Origin of the sequence: Pseudoxanthomonas sp. UC19_8 (genome assembly GCF_042700505.1) — a bacterium.
Taxonomy (GTDB): domain Bacteria; phylum Pseudomonadota; class Gammaproteobacteria; order Xanthomonadales; family Xanthomonadaceae; genus Pseudoxanthomonas_A; species Pseudoxanthomonas_A winnipegensis.
The window spans coordinates 1,598,478-1,614,144 of record NZ_CP170559.1 but is presented as its reverse complement, the minus strand read 5'-3'; the positions used below and the strand labels follow the sequence as shown (position 1 = coordinate 1,614,144).

Genomic DNA, 15,667 nt, shown 5'->3' with positions numbered 1-15,667 from the left:
TAACCGCCTTTCCCCCTAGGACGCGGCCCGACGCTGCAACCCCACCGGGTGTGGCAACGGCTGCTATCGGAGCGTAGCGCTTGAACCAGAACATCCTGTGGCTGCATGAGCTTGGCTTGTCGGATTTGGCCCGCGTGGGCGGCAAGAATTCCTCGCTGGGCGAGATGATCGGCAACCTGGCCCAGCTGGGCGTGTCGGTGCCTGGCGGCTACGCCACCACGGCCGAGGCGTTCAAGGACTTCATCGCGCACAACGATCTGTCCAAGCGCATCTTCGACAAGCTCGAGACGCTGGATGTCGAGGACGTCGGCGCGCTGACCGCGGCCGGCAAGGAGATCCGCGGCTGGGTCATCGATGCCCCGCTGCAGCCCGAGCTGGACAAGGACATCCGCAGCGCCTATGCGCAGCTGTCCGCCGAGAACGGCGGCGGCGATGTGGCCGTGGCGGTGCGTTCGTCGGCCACCGCCGAGGACCTGCCCGATGCGTCCTTCGCCGGACAGCAGGAGACCTTCCTCAACGTCACCGGCGCCGACGATGTCGTGCACAAGGTCAAGGAAGTCTTCGCCTCGCTCTACAACGACCGCGCGATCGCCTACCGCGTGCACCATGGCTTCAAGCACGAGGACGTGTTCCTCTCGGCCGGCGTGCAGCTGATGGTGCGCTCGGATGTGGGCGCCTCGGGCGTGCTGTTCACCCTGGACACCGAGTCCGGCTTCCGCGACGTGGTGTTCGTCACCTCCTCCTTCGGCCTGGGCGAGATGGTCGTGCAGGGCGCGGTCAATCCCGACGAGTTCTACGTCTACAAGCCCACGCTCAGCGCCGGCAAGCCAGCGATCCTGCGCCGCTCGCTGGGCAGCAAGCAGGTACGCATGGTCTATTCGGATGTGCCGGGCGAGCGCGTGCGCATCGAGGACACGCCCGGCGAGCTGCGCAACACCTTCTCCATCAGCGATGAGGATGTGCAGGAGCTGTCCAAGCAGGCGCTGATCATCGAGAAGCACTACAAGCGCCCGATGGATATCGAATGGGCCAAGGACGGCGTCAGCGGCAAGCTGTTCATCGTGCAGGCGCGCCCGGAGACGGTGAAGTCGCGCAGCCATGCGACCCAGATCGAGCGCTTCGCGCTGTCCGCCAAGGGCGCCAAGGTGCTGGCCGAAGGCCGCGCGGTGGGCGCCAAGATCGGCGCCGGCGTGGCGCGCGTGGTGCGCTCGCTGGAGGACATGGACCGTGTGCAGCCGGGCGATGTGCTGTTCGCCGACATGACCGATCCGGACTGGGAGCCGGTGATGAAGCGCGCCAGCGCCATCGTCACCAACCGCGGCGGCCGCACCTGCCATGCCGCGATCATCGCGCGCGAGCTCGGCGTCCCGGCCGTGGTCGGCTCGGGCAATGCGACCGAGCTGGTCCAGGACGGCCAGAAAGTCACCGTCAGCTGCGCCGAGGGCGACACCGGCTTCATCTACGACGGCGTGCTGGAGTTCGAGCGCACCACCACGGACCTGGGCAACATGCCGCCGGCGCCGCTGAAGATCATGATGAACGTCGCCAACCCCGAGCGCGCGTTCGACTTCGGCCAGCTGCCCAATGCCGGCATCGGCCTGGCGCGGCTGGAGATGATCATCGCCAGCCACATCGGCATCCATCCCAAGGCGCTGCTCGAGTACGACCAGCAGGACGCGGCGACCAGGAAGAAGATCGATGCCAAGATCGCCGGCTACGGCGCGCCGGTGGACTTCTACGTCAACCGCCTGGCCGAGGGCATCGCCACGCTGACCGCCTCGGTCGCGCCCAATCCGGTGATCGTGCGCCTGTCGGACTTCAAGTCCAACGAGTACGCCAACCTGATCGGCGGCACGCGCTACGAGCCGGAGGAAGAGAACCCGATGATCGGCTTCCGCGGCGCCAGCCGTTACGTCGATCCTTCCTTCACCGATGCCTTCGCGCTGGAGTGCCGTGCGGTACTGAAGGTGCGCAACGAGATGGGCCTGGACAACCTCTGGGTCATGATTCCGTTCGTGCGCACGCTGGAGGAAGGCCGCAAGGTGGTCGAGGTGCTGGAGGCCAATGGCCTGAAGCAGGGCGAGAACGGCCTGAAGATCATCATGATGTGCGAGGTGCCGTCCAACGCGCTGCTGGCCGAGGAGTTCCTGGAGATCTTCGACGGCTTCTCGATCGGCTCCAACGACCTGACCCAGCTCACCCTGGGCCTGGACCGCGACTCGTCGATCGTCGCGCACCTGTTCGACGAGCGGAATCCGGCGGTCAAGAAGCTGCTGTCGATGGCGATCAAGGCCGCGCGGGCCAAGGGCAAGTACGTGGGCATCTGCGGTCAGGGCCCCTCGGACCATCCCGACCTGGCCGAGTGGCTGATGAAGGAAGGTATCGAGTCGGTCTCGCTCAATCCCGATACCGTGGTCGATACCTGGCTGGCGCTGGCCAAGACCAAGGCCGCATGATGGGGGCGATGCACGCGCTGCTGGCCGCGACGACCGCCGCGCCGGCGCAGGCCAGGGCGGCCGGCGCACCGGCGTTCGACTGGAGCACGGTGGACTGGGCCGGGATCCTCCTCAACTGGGGGATCGCGCTGGTCATCGTGGTGGTGGGCATGTGGCTGTCCAAGCGCCTGAGCCTGGCGCTGGAGCGTGCCCTGACCCGCGCCCGCGTCGAGAGCACGCTCAGCAGCTTCCTGCGCAATGTGTCCTATGCGGTGCTGCTGGTGCTGGTGTTCGTCAGCGCGCTGACCAAGATCGGCGTGCCGGCGACCTCGCTGGCCACGGTGCTGGGCGCCGCCGGCCTGGCTGTCGGCCTGGCGCTGAAGGACTCGCTGTCCAACATCGCCTCGGGCGTGATGCTGATCGTGCTGCGACCGATGCGCGACGGCGACCACGTGGTCGCCGCCGGCCAGGAAGGCATCGTCGATGAGATCCGCGTGTTCCAGACGCGCATCCGCGCCTTCGACCAGCGCGTGATCACCCTGCCCAACAGCACCATCACCACCGCGCCGATCATCAACTACTCCACCCTGCCCACGCGCCGGCTGGAGATCGCGGTGGGCGTGGGCTACGACGACGACCTCAAGCAGGCCCAGCGCATCCTGCTGGAGATCGCCGAGCAGAACCCGCTGGTGCTCAAGGACCCCAAGCCGTTCGTGCAGGTCACCAACCTGGGCGAGAGCAGCGTGGACCTGATGCTGTTCGCCTATGCCAGCAATGGCGATTTCGGCAGCGCCAAGAGCACGGTGATCGAGGCCATCCGCAACCAGCTGCTGGAGCAGGGCCTGTCCATCCCCTACCCCCAGCGCGATCTGCATGTCTATCACCACGACGCCGACGGGCGGCCGCTGGCCGAGGTGCTGACCAAGGCGGTGACCGACGATGGCGATACGGGCGCGGCGCCGGGTGCGGCCAAGGGCAATTAACGCGGCTTCATCGTGTGAGTTGAACAGCAAGAAGGCGGCCAAGGCCGCCTTCCTGCTGTCTGTAGCTGGGTGGGAGCAGGTGTCTCCTCAAATCTCGCGGCGGTCCGCCTGTAGAGCGGAGCTTGCTCCGCTGCTCTTCGTGCAGTTCGCGGGAAAGCCCCAGCGGAGCAAGCTCCGCTCTACAGGTGGGAGCCGCCCGTGGCGGCGACGGGCTGTCCCCGGTTTCTCGGCGATCCCAGCTGTACCCAGAAGTCAGACTTCCCTTCCTGAGGAAACCCACACCCGTCGTTCCCGCGAACGCGGGAACCCAGCGTCTTGATCCACCGCGCGAAAGTCCCTGGATTCCCGCCTTCGCGGGAATGACGGTAGGAAGTGGCTGGCGTCTGTCAGTCGCCGCCCTTGTGTGAGCCGCCATGGCGGCGATGGGGCTCTACCGGGAAGGCCTCATCGCCGCCATGGCGGCTCACACCGAGCGAAGTTCGCCGCGAGATTGCAGCGTGCTCAGCCTTGCTCTGGCAGCGCCAGCTGCGCCAGGTAGCGGCGGTAGTGGCGCAGCTCGGCGATCGAGTCATGCACGTCGCTCAGTGCCGTGTGCGAGGACTGCTTCTTGACGCCCTCCAGCACCTGCGGCGCCCAGCGCCTCGCCAGTTCCTTGAGCGTGCTCACGTCCAGGTTGCGGTAGTGGAAGTAGCGCTCCAGGCGCGGCATCAGCCGGTGCAGGAAGCGGCGGTCCTGGCAGATCGAGTTGCCGCACATCGGCGAGGCGTTGGCAGGCACCCAGCGCGCCAGGAACTCAACCGTCGCCGCCTCGGCCTGGCCCAGGGTCACGGTGCTGGACACCACCCGGTCCCACAGCCCGGAGCGCCGGTGCTGGTTGCGATTCCATTCGTCCATGCGCTCCAGCGCGTCGAGCGGATGGGCGATGGCGAACTCGGGTCCCTCGGCCAGGATGTTGAGCTGGGAATCGGTCACGACCGTGGCGATTTCCAGGATCGAATCGCGGTCCGTGTCCAGTCCTGTCATCTCAAGATCGATCCAGATCAGGTGGCTGGCGTTGAGGGCTGTGGTCATGGCGAAGAAGTGAGCGGAACAGTCGTTCATCATAGCGCAGGGCTTCTGCGCGGCCGTCGGCGCGGGCTGTCCGGTGCAGGGACGCGCTCGCGTTATGGACGATGCAGATCAGCCATTACGGAGCCCGGCGTGCGCAACCCGCCTCACTTGCAGCCCGCGGCGGACGCCGGTGCATTGTCCACAAGTCCTATCTCCGCAGCGACGCGTCAGCGCGACGGTGGGAATGTGGGAGCCGCCATGGCGGCGACGGGGATTTATCGGGAAAGCCTCATCACCGCCGTGGCGGCTCCCACGGAAGCGGGACGGCGCGTTGCGGGCGTCGGCAAGGAGCACATGCCGGCGCTGGATGGCGTGCGCGGGCTGGCGGCGCTGGCGGTGGTGGTCTCGCATCTTCCGGGCAAGTCGGCGGCTTGGGATCGCGTGAACTTCGGTGCGTGCGGGGTGCTGCTGTTCTTCGCGCTCAGCGGCTTTCTGATGGCCTACCTGCATCTGCACCAGGCCTTCAACGCGCAGACGGTGCGCCGCTTCTGCGTGGCGCGGGTGGCACGCATCGTGCCGCTGTACTACCTGGTGGTGGTGCTGTCGTTCCTGGTCTCGCACTTCGTCCACCAGGGCTTCCACTACCAGATGGATGCGGCGCAGCTGGTGCGGCATCTGGCCTTCGTCGGTTCGGTCGGGGTGTTCTGGTCGGTGGGGCCGGAGTTCCAGTTCTACGGCTTCTTCGTGCTGCTCTGGGGGCTGACGCTGCTGCGGGGCACGCCGCGGACCCTGGCGCTGGGCGCGCTGGGGCTGTTCGTCGTGGCCAGCTACGTCACCTCGCCTGCCCTGCCCGGCGTGCTGTTCGTGACCAAGCTGCATATCTTCCTGGCCGGCGTGGCGGTGGCCATGCTGCGCTGGCGCCTGCTGCAGCGCCAGGCGCTGTTGCGGCCTGCGACCATCGGCGGCCTGCAGCTGCTGGCCTGCCTGGGCGTGGTGCTGCTGCTGATCCCCTATCAGCACATGCTGCTGCCGCTGTTCCCGGCCGGCGAGGTCGCGGAGCATGAGCACTGGTACTACTCCGATCTGGCGCGCACGCTGATGGCGGCCCTGGCGGTGCTGGCCTTCTCCTTCCGCACCCGCGTGTCGGACGCCTTGCTGGCCAATGCCGCGGTGCGCGAGCTGGGGCGCATCAGCTTCTCGCTCTACCTGCTGCACATGCCGGTGCTGGACGCGATGCAGGCGCTGGGCCTGTTCGGCCATCTGAACCCGTGGGTCGCCGGCATCGGCTGCGTCCTGGCGAGCGTGGCGCTGGCCGCGCTGGTCAATCGGGCGATCGAGACGCCTGCGCGGCGCTGGGTGACCCGCCGGCTGGGCGCCTCGCATCCCGTGCCGGCGGGCTAAGGGAGCCGGATCGGCGACGCGGCCGGTCCGACGGTCAGTCCAGCAGCGGCCTGCCGCGTTTGGCGCGGAAGTAGTTGGTCAGGCGGCGACCCGCCTCCTCGCCAAGCACCCCGCCGGTGACCTGCACGCGATGGTTGTGGCGCGGGTCTGCAAGCAGGTCGAACACGCTGCCGGCCGCGCCGGTCTTGGGATCGGAGGCGGCATAGACCACGCGCGCCAGCCGGGCATGGACCATGGCCATGGCGCACATCGCGCAGGGTTCAAGCGTGACGTAGAGCGTGCAGCCCACCAGCCGATGGTTGCGCAGGTGTGCCCCACCCTGGCGCATGGCGACGATCTCGGCGTGCGCGCTCGGGTCGTGGTCGCAGCGGTTGCGGTTGCCGCCCTGGCCGATGCAGTGGCCGTCGGCATCGACGAGCACCGCGCCGACCGGGATCTCGTCCAGCTCGTGCTGGGCCTGATCGGCCACGGCGAAGGCCTGACGCATCCAGGCCTCGTCCTGGGCATCGGGCGCGCGGGCGATGGCCTCGGCGGCGGGATCCATGACGACACGGTCTCTTGAGGGGGACGAGGGCGCGATTCTACGCGGCGCCCCTGCGCCGTTCACGCCGCGCTACCCGGATGCGGCGACAATTCGACCTGCAACAGCACCGCTGACGTGCGGCCCCGGGCCAACGACCCCGCCGCAGACGCAACGCGAATGCCGCCCTCGCGCGGCCCCTCAAGCGCAGCGTCATGATCGATCAGCTCACTCCTTCGACCCCGGTTCTCCAGGCAAGTCCTGCACTGCGTCTGGCGGCCGGTCGTGGCCCGGCGCGCTCGATCCGGCCTGCCCTCCCGATCATCCACCCCATGGAGGCACCATGAGCTACACCCTGCCCGATCTTCCCTACGCCTACGACGCGCTGGAACCCAACATCGACGCCAAGACGATGGAGATCCACCACAGCAAGCACCACCAGACCTACGTCAACTCGCTCAACGCGGCGGTGGAAGGCACGCCGTGGGCCGAGCTGCCGGTCGAGGAACTGGTGTCGCGCATCGCCGAGCTGCCCGACAAGCTCAAGGGGCCGGTCACCAACCATGGCGGCGGCCACGCCAACCATTCGCTGTTCTGGACGGTGATGTCGCCCCAGGGCGGCGGCGAGCCCAGCGGCGAGCTGGCCGCGGCGATCGACGCCGAGCTGGGCGGCTTCGAGGCGTTCAAGAAGGCCTTCACCCAGGCGGCGATCACCCGCTTCGGCAGCGGCTGGGCCTGGCTGTGCGTGGACAAGGCCGGCAAGCTCAGCGTGGAGAACAGCGCCAACCAGGACAGCCCGCTGATGCAGGGCCTCACGCCCATCCTGGGCCTGGACGTGTGGGAACACGCCTACTACCTCAAGTACCAGAACCGCCGGCCCGAATATATCGAGGCCTTCTACAAGGTGGTCGACTGGACCGAGGTGGCGCGCCGCTACCAGGCCGCCAAGCAGGGCTGAGTTGTTGCGGCGGGCGCGCTGCGATGGCGCGCCCACCGCTTCCATCGCGTGTTGCGGGACGCGGCCTAGTCGCGTCCCGCACCCGCCAGGCGGCTCGCTACTCCACGTCCGCCTTGACCTGCGCGTGGCTCATCAGCGCGAAGATGAAGGTGCCGCCGAGCACGTTGCCGACCAGGGCCGGCAGCACCACGCCGACGAGCGAGGGCCAGACCTGCGCCTGGCCGAGCAGGATCACATACATCACCTCGATCGTGCCTACCACCACGTGAGCCACGCCGGCCACGCCCATCAGCCAGGTCACGATCACGATCATCGCCAGCTTGTTCTGTTCGATCGCGTGCAGCATCCACACCAGCGTGGCGATCAGCCAGCCGGCCAGCACCGCGGTGCCGAAGGTCGTGGCCAGCGGCACCTGGCCCAGGTGCAGGCCGATCTCCAGCAGCGCCTTGTCCACCTCGGGCGTGAACATGGGCAGCCAGGCGAACACCGCTGCGGCGATGAAGCCGCCCACCAGGTTGCCCAGCAGCACGATGCCCCACAGCCGCAGCAGCCGGCCCAGGCTGTACAGGCTGAAGTTGCGCATCACCGGCAGGACCGGGGTGATGGTGTTCTCGGTGAACAGCTGCTGCCCGGCGCTGATGACGAAGACGAAGCCCAGCGCATAGCCGGCGGCCTCGATCAGGAACGCGGCCGGCGCATCCGGCAGGTACGCCTGCAGCAGCGCGCGGCCCAGGAAGGACATGCTCATCGTCATGCCGGCGGCGATGGCCGACCAGAACAGCGCGAAGAAGTCGCGCGCCAGCTCCTTCTCGCCCTGCCGGCTGATGCGCTCGTGGACCGCGGCCGCCTTGGACGGCGCGCGTTCCTCGAGCTCTTCCTCGCGGACATTGTCCAGCTCCGCGACCGGTTCGGCCATGGCAGTGATCCAGGGTGTGGGGGCGCATATCGTGGAAGCGCAGGTGTCTCCAAAGCGTGCACGAAGGCGCCGGCACGAGGCTTTCCGGTCGTCGTATGCTCTGGCTTCTCCCCTCCCGGCTATGCCCTCCCAAGGTCCGCCATGCGTTTCTCCTCCGACGAGATCGCCGCAGCGCTTGCCACCGTGCGCGCCGCCCTGCCGCCGACGCCGCAGTACCGCTGGCCGCTGATCGAACAGGCGCTGGGCGCCGAGGTCTGGATCAAGCATGAGAACCACACGCCCGTGGGCGCCTTCAAGGTGCGCGGCGGGCTGACTTATTTCGAGGAGCTGCGCCGCGCCCAGCCGGAGGTGCGGCAGGTGATCAGCGCCACCCGCGGCAACCATGGGCAGTCGGTCGGCTTCGCCGCGCGCCGCCACGGCCTGCAGGCGACCATCGTGGTGCCGCACGGCAACTCGGTGGAGAAGAACGCGGCCATGCGGGCGCTGGGCGTAGAGCTCGTCGAGCATGGCGAGGACTTCCAGGCCGCGTCGGATCACGCCGCCGCGCTGGCGAGCGCGCATGGCCTGCACCGCATTCCCTCCTTCCACCGCGAGCTGGTGCGCGGCGTGGCCACGGCCTACGTGGAGTTCTTCGAGGCGACCAAGGCCGCTGGCGGGGCGCCGGATGTGCTGTTCGTGCCCATCGGCCTGGGCTCGGGCTTCGCCGGCGCGGCGGCGGCGCGCGCCTACTGCGGCGTGAGCACGCGCTTGGTCGGCGTGGTCTCGGCGCATGCCGAAGCCAGCCTGCAGTCCTGGCGCAGCGGCATGCTGGTGGAGTCGCCCGCCAACACCCGCCTCGCCGACGGCATGGCCTGCCGTTTGCCGGTGGCCGAGGCGATGGCGGTGGTGCGCGCCGAGGCCGAGGACGTGGTCGCGGTCACCGACGATGAGGTGGCCGCCGCGATGCGCCTGCTCTACACGGCCACCCACAACGTGGCCGAGGGCGCCGGTGCCGCCGCGCTGGCGGCGGCCATGCAGCAGCGCAGGTTCTGGGCGGGGCAGCGCATCGGCGTGGCGCTCACCGGCGGCAATGTGGATGCGCCGCTGTTCGCCGAGGTGCTGGCCGGATGAGGCCGGGCGTCCGGGTCGGTCGCCCGGCCCTCTCGCGGCGGGCCTGACGGATGCTGCGTTCGATCCGCGTCAGGCGGACGCGGCGGCAAGCGCCCTGATGCGCTGCGCGACGTCGGGATCGGTCGGGTTGTAGACGATCATGCTCAGGTCCGGCCGACCGTCGACGGCGAAGGCCGAGTATTCCAGTGCGATGGGCCCCAGCTCCGGGTGCAGCAGGCGCTTGAGGTGTTCGCCGCCGCCCGCGTCGAGCACTTCGTTGTCGTGCCACAGCGCTTCGAACTCCGGGCTGAGCCTGCAGAGCTCGTCCACCAGCTCACCGACTTCGGAGGCCAGGCCGGCGCGCGCCACGTCGGCGCGGAAGCCGCCCACCACGAAGCGGGCCACGCTGTCCCAGTCGTGCTGTTTGGCGCGCGCGGCCGGATCGCGGAACAGGAAGTAGAGGATGTTGCGCTGGCCCACCGGCAGCGCGCCGTAGTCGGTCAGCACGACGGTGGCGGCCCGGTTCCAGGCCACGATCTCCCAGGTGGCGGTGCGGATGATCGCCGGGCTCGCGTCGAGCAGATCGAGCAGTCGCTGCAGGCGGGGGCTGACGCTGTCCACCGCCTTGTAGCGGACCTCGGGCGGCCGTCCCAGTCCGAGCATGAACAGATGTTCGCGCTCGGCCTCGGTGAGCATCAGCGCGCTGGCCACGCGGTCCAGGACCTCAGGCGAGGGCGCGCCGCCGCGGCCCTGCTCGAGCCAGGTGTACCAGGTCGGGCTGATGTGGGCGCGTTGCGCGACTTCCTCCCGGCGCAGCCCGGGCGTCCGCCTGCGACCGGTGAAGCCGAAGCTGGCCGGGTCCAGGCGCGTGCGGCGGCTTCTCAGGAATTCGCCGAGGGATTTGGCCGTGCCGACGGGCATGCGGAGCCTGTTAGTCGCTTTACTAGGATGAGATCACTAATTTACCGGTATGGCGTTCGGCCAGATAGTGCGCAGCTCCACGCTCAGGACACCGCACCATGCGCATCTTTCTTACCGGCGCGACCGGCTTCATCGGCTCGGCCCTCGTCCCCGAACTCATCGGCGCAGGCCACCAGGTCATCGGCGTCAGTCGCTCCGACGCGGGCGCCCAGGCGCTGCGCGCCGCGGGCGCCGAGGTCTATCGCGGCACGCTCGAAGATCCCGAAGGCCTGCGTGCCGGCGCCGCCCAGGCGGACGGCGTGATCCATACCGCGTTCGATCACGACTTCTCGCGCTTCGTCGAGAACTGCCAGAAGGACGGGCGCGTCATTGCCGCGCTCGGCGAGGCGCTCAAGGGCTCCGACCGTCCGCTGGTCATCACCTCGGGAACGGGATTCGGCATTGCCCGGGACGGCGAACTGGCGAGCGAGGACGTCTTCAATCCCGACCATCCCAATCCGCGCGTCGCCTCCGAGCTGGCCGGCAATGCCCTGCTGGAGGCTGGCGTGAATGTGTCGGTGGTGCGGCTGCCGCAGGTCCACGATCCGCTCCGGCAGGGCCTGGTCTCGCCGCTGATCGCCGTCGCCCGCGAAAAGGGCTACGTCGCCTATGTCGGCGAGGGCCGCAATCGCTGGTCGGCCGGGCATCTTGCCGATGTGGTGCGCCTGTACCGGCTTGCCGTGGAGGCGGCCGTTCGCGGGGCGCGCTATCACGCGGTCGGCGAGGAAGGCGTCAGCAGCCGCGACATCGCCGAATCGCTCGGTCGCGGGCTGAAGCTGCCGGTGGTGTCGGTCGCGCCGAAAGAGGCCCCGGCCTACTTCGGCTGGCTGATGCACTTCGCCGCGCAGGACATGCCGGCCTCCAGTGCCCTCACCCAGGCGCGGCTGCACTGGCATCCGACGGGGCCGACGCTGCTCGCCGATCTCGACCTGGCCCGCTACGCGCAATAAGCAGCGGCTGCGGTCGAGCGCGCCACGGCAATCCGCGGCGCGCATGGGTCATGCGCATCGGGTCGGCGAACGTGCGCAGCTGATCCGGTGCATGGACGCACCGGGTCGGGTGCTTCACCCGCCGGCGCGATACCGCGCGACCACCTCGGCCACCAGATCGGCATTCCCGCCGGTGACGCGCCCATCGCGGCTCAGACGCCCGTCCTCCAGCCCGATGCGCGTGGACCAGCGCTGCTCGCGGGCACGCTCGATGAAATGCCAGACGGTCGCATCGAAGCCGTGCAGCAGGATGGGACGCGCGACGCCGGCCCGCGTCAGCACCTGCACGATGTCGGTGGCGATCCGGTCCGCTTCGTCGATGTCCTGTTCGCCCACTTCGATCAGCACGCGCAGCACACGCCGATGGTCCTCCAGGGCAATGAAGCGCTCGGCGTCATCGACCGTGGACAGCCCCGCTTCGACCCCGACGCCGATCTCGTGTAGCAGCGACATCACCGCGGGCGCGTCCGGCTCGGACAGATTGACCGAGGCATAGTCGGGCAGATGCCGCCACGCCGCGATGCAGGCGCGCGTGGCCGCCTCGTCGTCTTCGATCCACGCCCCGGTGGACACCCCGATCAGCGTGCCGGGGCAGGCCTGGCGCATGGCCGGCATCAGCGCATCGACCGCGGCCAGATGCTCACGACCATCGGCTCCACGCGGATGAATATGTAGTTCCCCCGCGCCCGCCGCGACGCATGCGATGCCATCGCGGGCCATCGCCTCGATCGTCAGAGGAAGCCGCGGATGGAAGCCAGGCGGCCTTGCGCCGTTGAGACAGGCTTGAACGATCACCGGGACCCTCGTTCGTCGTCGTTGACCCGGCCAGTCTAATGCCGCGGATCGTCGTGTCCCGCGCAGCGGCAGCGCTGACGGCACGGCCGTGTCTCGGGTGTGGCGGCCTATCCGCAGCAGAAAGCACGACTCGCGACCGCGGCACCAGCAGTCGGCACCGCAAGATTTTCGCTAGGCTGTATCGACATTCAGTCCGTCCACATCGGTATCGAGGCGAGGTACAGGAAGGCCAGGAAGTGGCTGGGCTTGCGGTCGAATCGGGTCGCGATCCGGCGGAACTGCTTGAGCTTGGCGAAGCAACGCTCGATGCGATTGCGCAGGCGGTAGCGCGCCTTGTCGTAAGCCCGCGGCTGCTGGCAACTGCGTGGCGGGATCACAGCTTGGGCACCGTGTGATCGGATCAAAGCCACCAGCTCCCGGCTGTCATAGCCCTTGTCGGCCAGCACGAACTTGGGCTTGAAACCGGCCAGCAGTGCAGGGGCCTGCGTGATGTCGTTGCGCTCCCCGCCTGTGAGCAGAAACCGCACCGGGCGGCCCTGCCCATCCACGGCCAGGTGAATCTTCGTGCTCAGACCTCCTCGGGAACGCCCCAGAGCCGAGTCCGAAGCCCCCCTTTTCCGGTCGCCGCCTGTGCGTGCGCCCGGACGATGCTGCTGTCGATCATCAGGTATTCGTTGCCTCGATCCCGGATCAGGCTCTGGAACACCTGCTCCCAGATGCCCTTGGCGGCCCAACGGGTAAATCGCTTGTGCACGCTTTTATAGGCCCCATAGCGGGGCGGCAGGTCGCTCCAGCGCGCGCCAGAGCGCAACACCCACAGTACGCCATTGACGAAGGTGCGGTTGTCGGCTGCCGTACGGCCAGGATCACTGGCCTTGCCTGGAAGCAGCGCTTCGATCCGCTCCCACTGGGTCTGGCTCAACTCGTAGCGGCTGGGCCGCGCAGGCTTGGTCTTCAACATCCTGCGGAAGATAACCACTGAATGTCGATTCGACCTAGCGCTCCGCCGACGCGTCCGCAGGCTGCAGCAGCAGCCGCACCAGCGGATTGGGGAAGCGTCGCGACATGGTGACCGCGTGGAAGGTCTCCACGATGTCGGGCAGCTGATCGCCTTCCACCAGCACGCCTGCGGCGATCTCGTCCTTGACGACGATGGGCGGCAGGACCGCCAGGCCGATGTCCTCGCGGGCCAGCAGGCGCATCATCGCCATGTCCTCCACTTCCGCCACGATCTGCGGCCGTACGCCCAGGCGATCGGCCAGGGCGTCGAAGCCGGTGCGCACGCTGCTGTCCACGGTCGGCAGGATGATGGGATGGTCTCGCAGGCGCTCGGCGAGGCTCGCGGCATGGCCAAGCCGGTCCGGCGTGCCCACCAGGCTGACCTGGCGCTGTGCCAGCCGGTGGGTGACGAACGGGGTCAGCGCGTCGGCGGGCGGCGCCTGATTGAGCAGCACGACGTCCAGGTTGAGCGCCTCCAGCGCCCGCAGCAGTTCGCCCGCACTGCCAGAGCGCAGGATCAGATCGATGTCCGTGCGGCCAAGCACCGGGCGCAGGAACTCCATCTGGAAATTGCGCGACAGCGTGGCCAGCGAACCCACGCGCAGCGCCTGCCGTGCCGCACCGGTCTGCCGCAGCGTGCCCAGCAGCTCGTCGCCGGTGGCGAAGATCGCGTCGGCGTGGTCGAGCACGATATGCCCGGCCTCGGTCAGATGCAGCTGCCGCCCTCGCCGCTCGAACAGCGCATGGCCCAGGCGCTCCTCGAGCTTGCGGATCTGGACCGACAAGGCCGACTGGGTCAGGTGCAGCCGCTCCGCGGTACGGGTGAGGTTGCCGTCGTGCGCGACCGCCCAGAAGTAGCGCAGGTGGTTGTAGTTCAACGCGGCCATATCGTTCGATATTAGCGAACGATATGGCGAACACAATGAATTTTTGTTCGTCCCCGTCGATCCCTATCGTGGCGCCCGCCTGCCACCGCGCTCGATCCAGGGGACCGCCTTGTCGCTCTATCTGCTGCCGCTGTCTGCCCCGCTCCTCCTGCTGCTTGCCGCCAGTCTTGGCGGCCTCCGCAGCGGGCGGCGCCCGCCCCTGCTGCCCCTGGTCGCCGAAGGCGCGGCGCTTGGCGCCCTGCTCATCGCGCTGGCCTCGCTTGCGCTGCTGATCGTGCAAGGCGCTGGCACCAGCGCCTTGCTGGGCTGGGGCGGCATCGGCCTGTCGGTGCGGCTGGACGCGGTGAGCGCGACGATGCTCCTGCTGGTGGCCTTCGTCGGCTGGATCGTGGTGCGCTATGCCCGCACCTATCTGGACGGCGAGGCGCGGCAGGGCTACTTCATCGGCTGGCTCTGCGCCGCGCTCGCGGCCGTCCTGCTGCTCGTCCAGGCCGGCAATCTGGTCCAGCTCGTGATCGCCTGGATCGCGACCAGCCTCGCCCTGCGTCGCCTGCTGCTGTTCTATCCCGAGCGCGTGGCCGCGCGGCGTGCGGCACGCAAGAAGCGGCTGTTCTCCACGCTGGGCGCCGTTGCGCTGATCGGCGCGGCCGCCCTCATCTGGACGCGCCTGGGCACCACCGACATCGCCACGATCAATGCGATGGCCCGCGCGGGAGCACACACCTGGCCCCTGGTCGCGGCGGCTGCCTTGCTCGCGCTGGCCGCGGTCCGGAAGTCCGCCCAGTTCCCGACCCATGGCTGGCTGACCGAGATGATGGAGGCGCCCACGCCGGTGTCGGCCCTGCTGCATGCCGGCGTGGTCAACGGCGGCGGCTTCCTGCTGATCCGGTTCGCCGACCTCATGCTGCTCAGCCCCGGCGTGCTGGCCGTGCTGGCCATGCTGGGCGGCTTCACCGCGCTGTTCGGCGCGCTGGTGATGCTGACCCAGCCCGCGGTCAAGACCTCGCTGGCCTGGTCCACGGTCGCGCAGATGGGCTTCATGATCCTCCAGTGCGGCCTTGCGCTGTTCCCGCTGGCGCTGCTGCATATCGTGGCGCACTCGCTCTACAAGGCGCATGCCTTTCTCGCTTCCGGCGGCGCGGTCGAGCAGGTGGCGGCCACGCGCCGGCCCGGGCCGGTCGCGGTCCCCAGCGTGTCGGCGGTCGGTCGGGCCTTCCTGATCGCGCTGGCGATCTATGTCGGGATCGGTGCGGTCTTCGCGCTCACGTTCGGCTTCGGGCACAAGTCGCCCCAGGCGCTGGCGCTGGGCGCGATCCTGATCTTCGGGGTGGCCTATCTGCTGGCCCAGGGCCTGGCCGACGCGGCGCCGCGCGCGCTGACGCGCAGGACCGCGCTCTACGCCTGCGCCGCGGCGGTCGGCTATTTCGCGCTGCAGAGCGTCGCCGAGTGGCTGACCTCGGGCGTTCTGCCCGCCACGCCGGCGCCGGGTCGACTGGAGTGGACGCTCCTGGCACTCGCGGTGCTGAGCTTCGGGCTGGTCGCGGTGGCGCAGGCGCTGTTCCCGCTCTGGGCCTCGCATCCGGCGGCCGCCGGACTGCGCGTCCATCTCTCCAATGGACTGTACGTCAACGCCGCGCTCGACCGCCTGCTCGGCGGCTGGTCGGTCACCAAGGCCTCGTGACCCC

Annotated in this window: 14 protein-coding genes; 7 read left to right on the top strand and 7 right to left on the bottom strand. The window is 68.9% G+C overall.

The features are described 5' to 3' along the window. Positions 1 to 80: 80 nt before the first annotated feature. Together ppsA and ACFJIT_RS07005 are read left to right on the top strand one after the other, a co-directional pair. Positions 81 to 2,456 carry a phosphoenolpyruvate synthase gene (ppsA, locus tag ACFJIT_RS07010; RefSeq protein ID WP_379655403.1) on the top strand — a complete coding sequence of 792 codons (2,376 nt, stop codon included), beginning with the start codon at positions 81 to 83 and terminating at the stop codon, positions 2,454 to 2,456. Next, positions 2,453 to 3,418 (top strand): mechanosensitive ion channel family protein, encoded by a 966-nt coding sequence (locus ACFJIT_RS07005; RefSeq protein WP_379655402.1) that lies wholly within the window; start codon positions 2,453 to 2,455, stop codon positions 3,416 to 3,418. Before ppsA ends, ACFJIT_RS07005 begins: the two co-directional genes overlap by 4 nt. Before the next feature lie 501 nt (positions 3,419 to 3,919). Here ACFJIT_RS07005 and orn read toward each other — a convergent pair. After that, the gene (gene orn / locus ACFJIT_RS07000; RefSeq protein WP_130522547.1) at positions 3,920 to 4,489 is read right to left on the bottom strand and encodes an oligoribonuclease; all 570 of its coding nucleotides are present in this window, start codon (positions 4,487 to 4,489) and stop codon (positions 3,920 to 3,922) included. Positions 4,490 to 4,822: 333 nt separating this feature from the next. Here orn and ACFJIT_RS06995 point away from each other — a divergent pair, with 333 nt between their 5' ends. Next, on the top strand, positions 4,823 to 5,869 hold the full coding sequence (locus ACFJIT_RS06995) for an acyltransferase family protein (RefSeq protein WP_379655401.1): 1,047 nt from the start codon (positions 4,823 to 4,825) through the stop codon (positions 5,867 to 5,869). A 34-nt stretch (positions 5,870 to 5,903) separates the two neighbouring features. Here ACFJIT_RS06995 and tadA read toward each other — a convergent pair whose 3' ends face one another. Further along, positions 5,904 to 6,413, bottom strand: a complete 510-nt coding sequence (tadA, locus tag ACFJIT_RS06990; RefSeq protein ID WP_306991992.1) for a tRNA adenosine(34) deaminase TadA — start codon at positions 6,411 to 6,413, stop codon at positions 5,904 to 5,906. A 319-nt stretch (positions 6,414 to 6,732) separates the two neighbouring features. On the opposite strand from tadA, the gene ACFJIT_RS06985 reads away from it, so the two are divergent. After that, positions 6,733 to 7,347, top strand: a complete 615-nt coding sequence (locus ACFJIT_RS06985) for a superoxide dismutase (RefSeq protein ID WP_379655400.1) — start codon at positions 6,733 to 6,735, stop codon at positions 7,345 to 7,347. A gap of 97 nt (positions 7,348 to 7,444) precedes the next feature. Here ACFJIT_RS06985 and ACFJIT_RS06980 read toward each other — a convergent pair whose 3' ends face one another. Further along, a complete protein-coding gene (locus tag ACFJIT_RS06980; RefSeq protein ID WP_130522551.1) occupies positions 7,445 to 8,263 on the bottom strand; it encodes a formate/nitrite transporter family protein in 819 nt (272 codons plus the stop codon). A gap of 141 nt (positions 8,264 to 8,404) precedes the next feature. Here ACFJIT_RS06980 and ACFJIT_RS06975 point away from each other — a divergent pair, with 141 nt between their 5' ends. After that, entirely contained in the window at positions 8,405 to 9,373 is a 969-nt protein-coding gene (locus tag ACFJIT_RS06975) for a threonine dehydratase (RefSeq protein WP_379655399.1), read from the top strand. Between the two features lie 69 nt (positions 9,374 to 9,442). Here the strand turns inward: ACFJIT_RS06975 and ACFJIT_RS06970 are convergent, their stop codons facing one another. Then, positions 9,443 to 10,273: a helix-turn-helix transcriptional regulator gene (locus tag ACFJIT_RS06970; protein WP_306991980.1), complete on the bottom strand. Its 831-nt coding sequence runs from the start codon at positions 10,271 to 10,273 to the stop codon at positions 9,443 to 9,445. A gap of 98 nt (positions 10,274 to 10,371) precedes the next feature. Between ACFJIT_RS06970 and ACFJIT_RS06965 the strand changes: the two genes are divergently transcribed. Continuing rightward, a complete protein-coding gene (locus ACFJIT_RS06965; protein WP_379655398.1) occupies positions 10,372 to 11,262 on the top strand; it encodes an SDR family oxidoreductase in 891 nt (296 codons plus the stop codon). Positions 11,263 to 11,376: 114 nt separating this feature from the next. Here the strand turns inward: ACFJIT_RS06965 and ACFJIT_RS06960 are convergent, their stop codons facing one another. The 3 genes from ACFJIT_RS06960 to ACFJIT_RS06950 all read right to left on the bottom strand — a co-directional run bounded on the left by ACFJIT_RS06960 (position 11,377) and on the right by ACFJIT_RS06950 (position 13,982). Further along, a complete protein-coding gene (locus ACFJIT_RS06960; RefSeq protein ID WP_379655397.1) occupies positions 11,377 to 12,096 on the bottom strand; it encodes a 3-keto-5-aminohexanoate cleavage protein in 720 nt (239 codons plus the stop codon). 188 nt (positions 12,097 to 12,284) lie between these two features. Further along, positions 12,285 to 13,057, bottom strand: a protein-coding gene (locus ACFJIT_RS06955; RefSeq protein ID WP_379653933.1) for an IS5 family transposase whose coding sequence is annotated in 2 segments (ribosomal slippage) — positions 12,285 to 12,718 and positions 12,718 to 13,057 — 774 coding nt in all. Because the reading frame shifts where the segments join, the coding sequence is not laid out codon by codon here. A gap of 34 nt (positions 13,058 to 13,091) precedes the next feature. Next, positions 13,092 to 13,982 (bottom strand): LysR family transcriptional regulator, encoded by an 891-nt coding sequence (locus ACFJIT_RS06950; RefSeq protein ID WP_379655396.1) that lies wholly within the window; start codon positions 13,980 to 13,982, stop codon positions 13,092 to 13,094. Between the two features lie 109 nt (positions 13,983 to 14,091). Between ACFJIT_RS06950 and ACFJIT_RS06945 the strand changes: the two genes are divergently transcribed. After that, complete coding sequence (locus tag ACFJIT_RS06945) at positions 14,092 to 15,663, top strand: proton-conducting transporter membrane subunit (RefSeq protein WP_379655395.1); 1,572 nt, start codon at positions 14,092 to 14,094, stop codon at positions 15,661 to 15,663. The last annotated feature ends 4 nt before the right edge of the window (positions 15,664 to 15,667 follow it).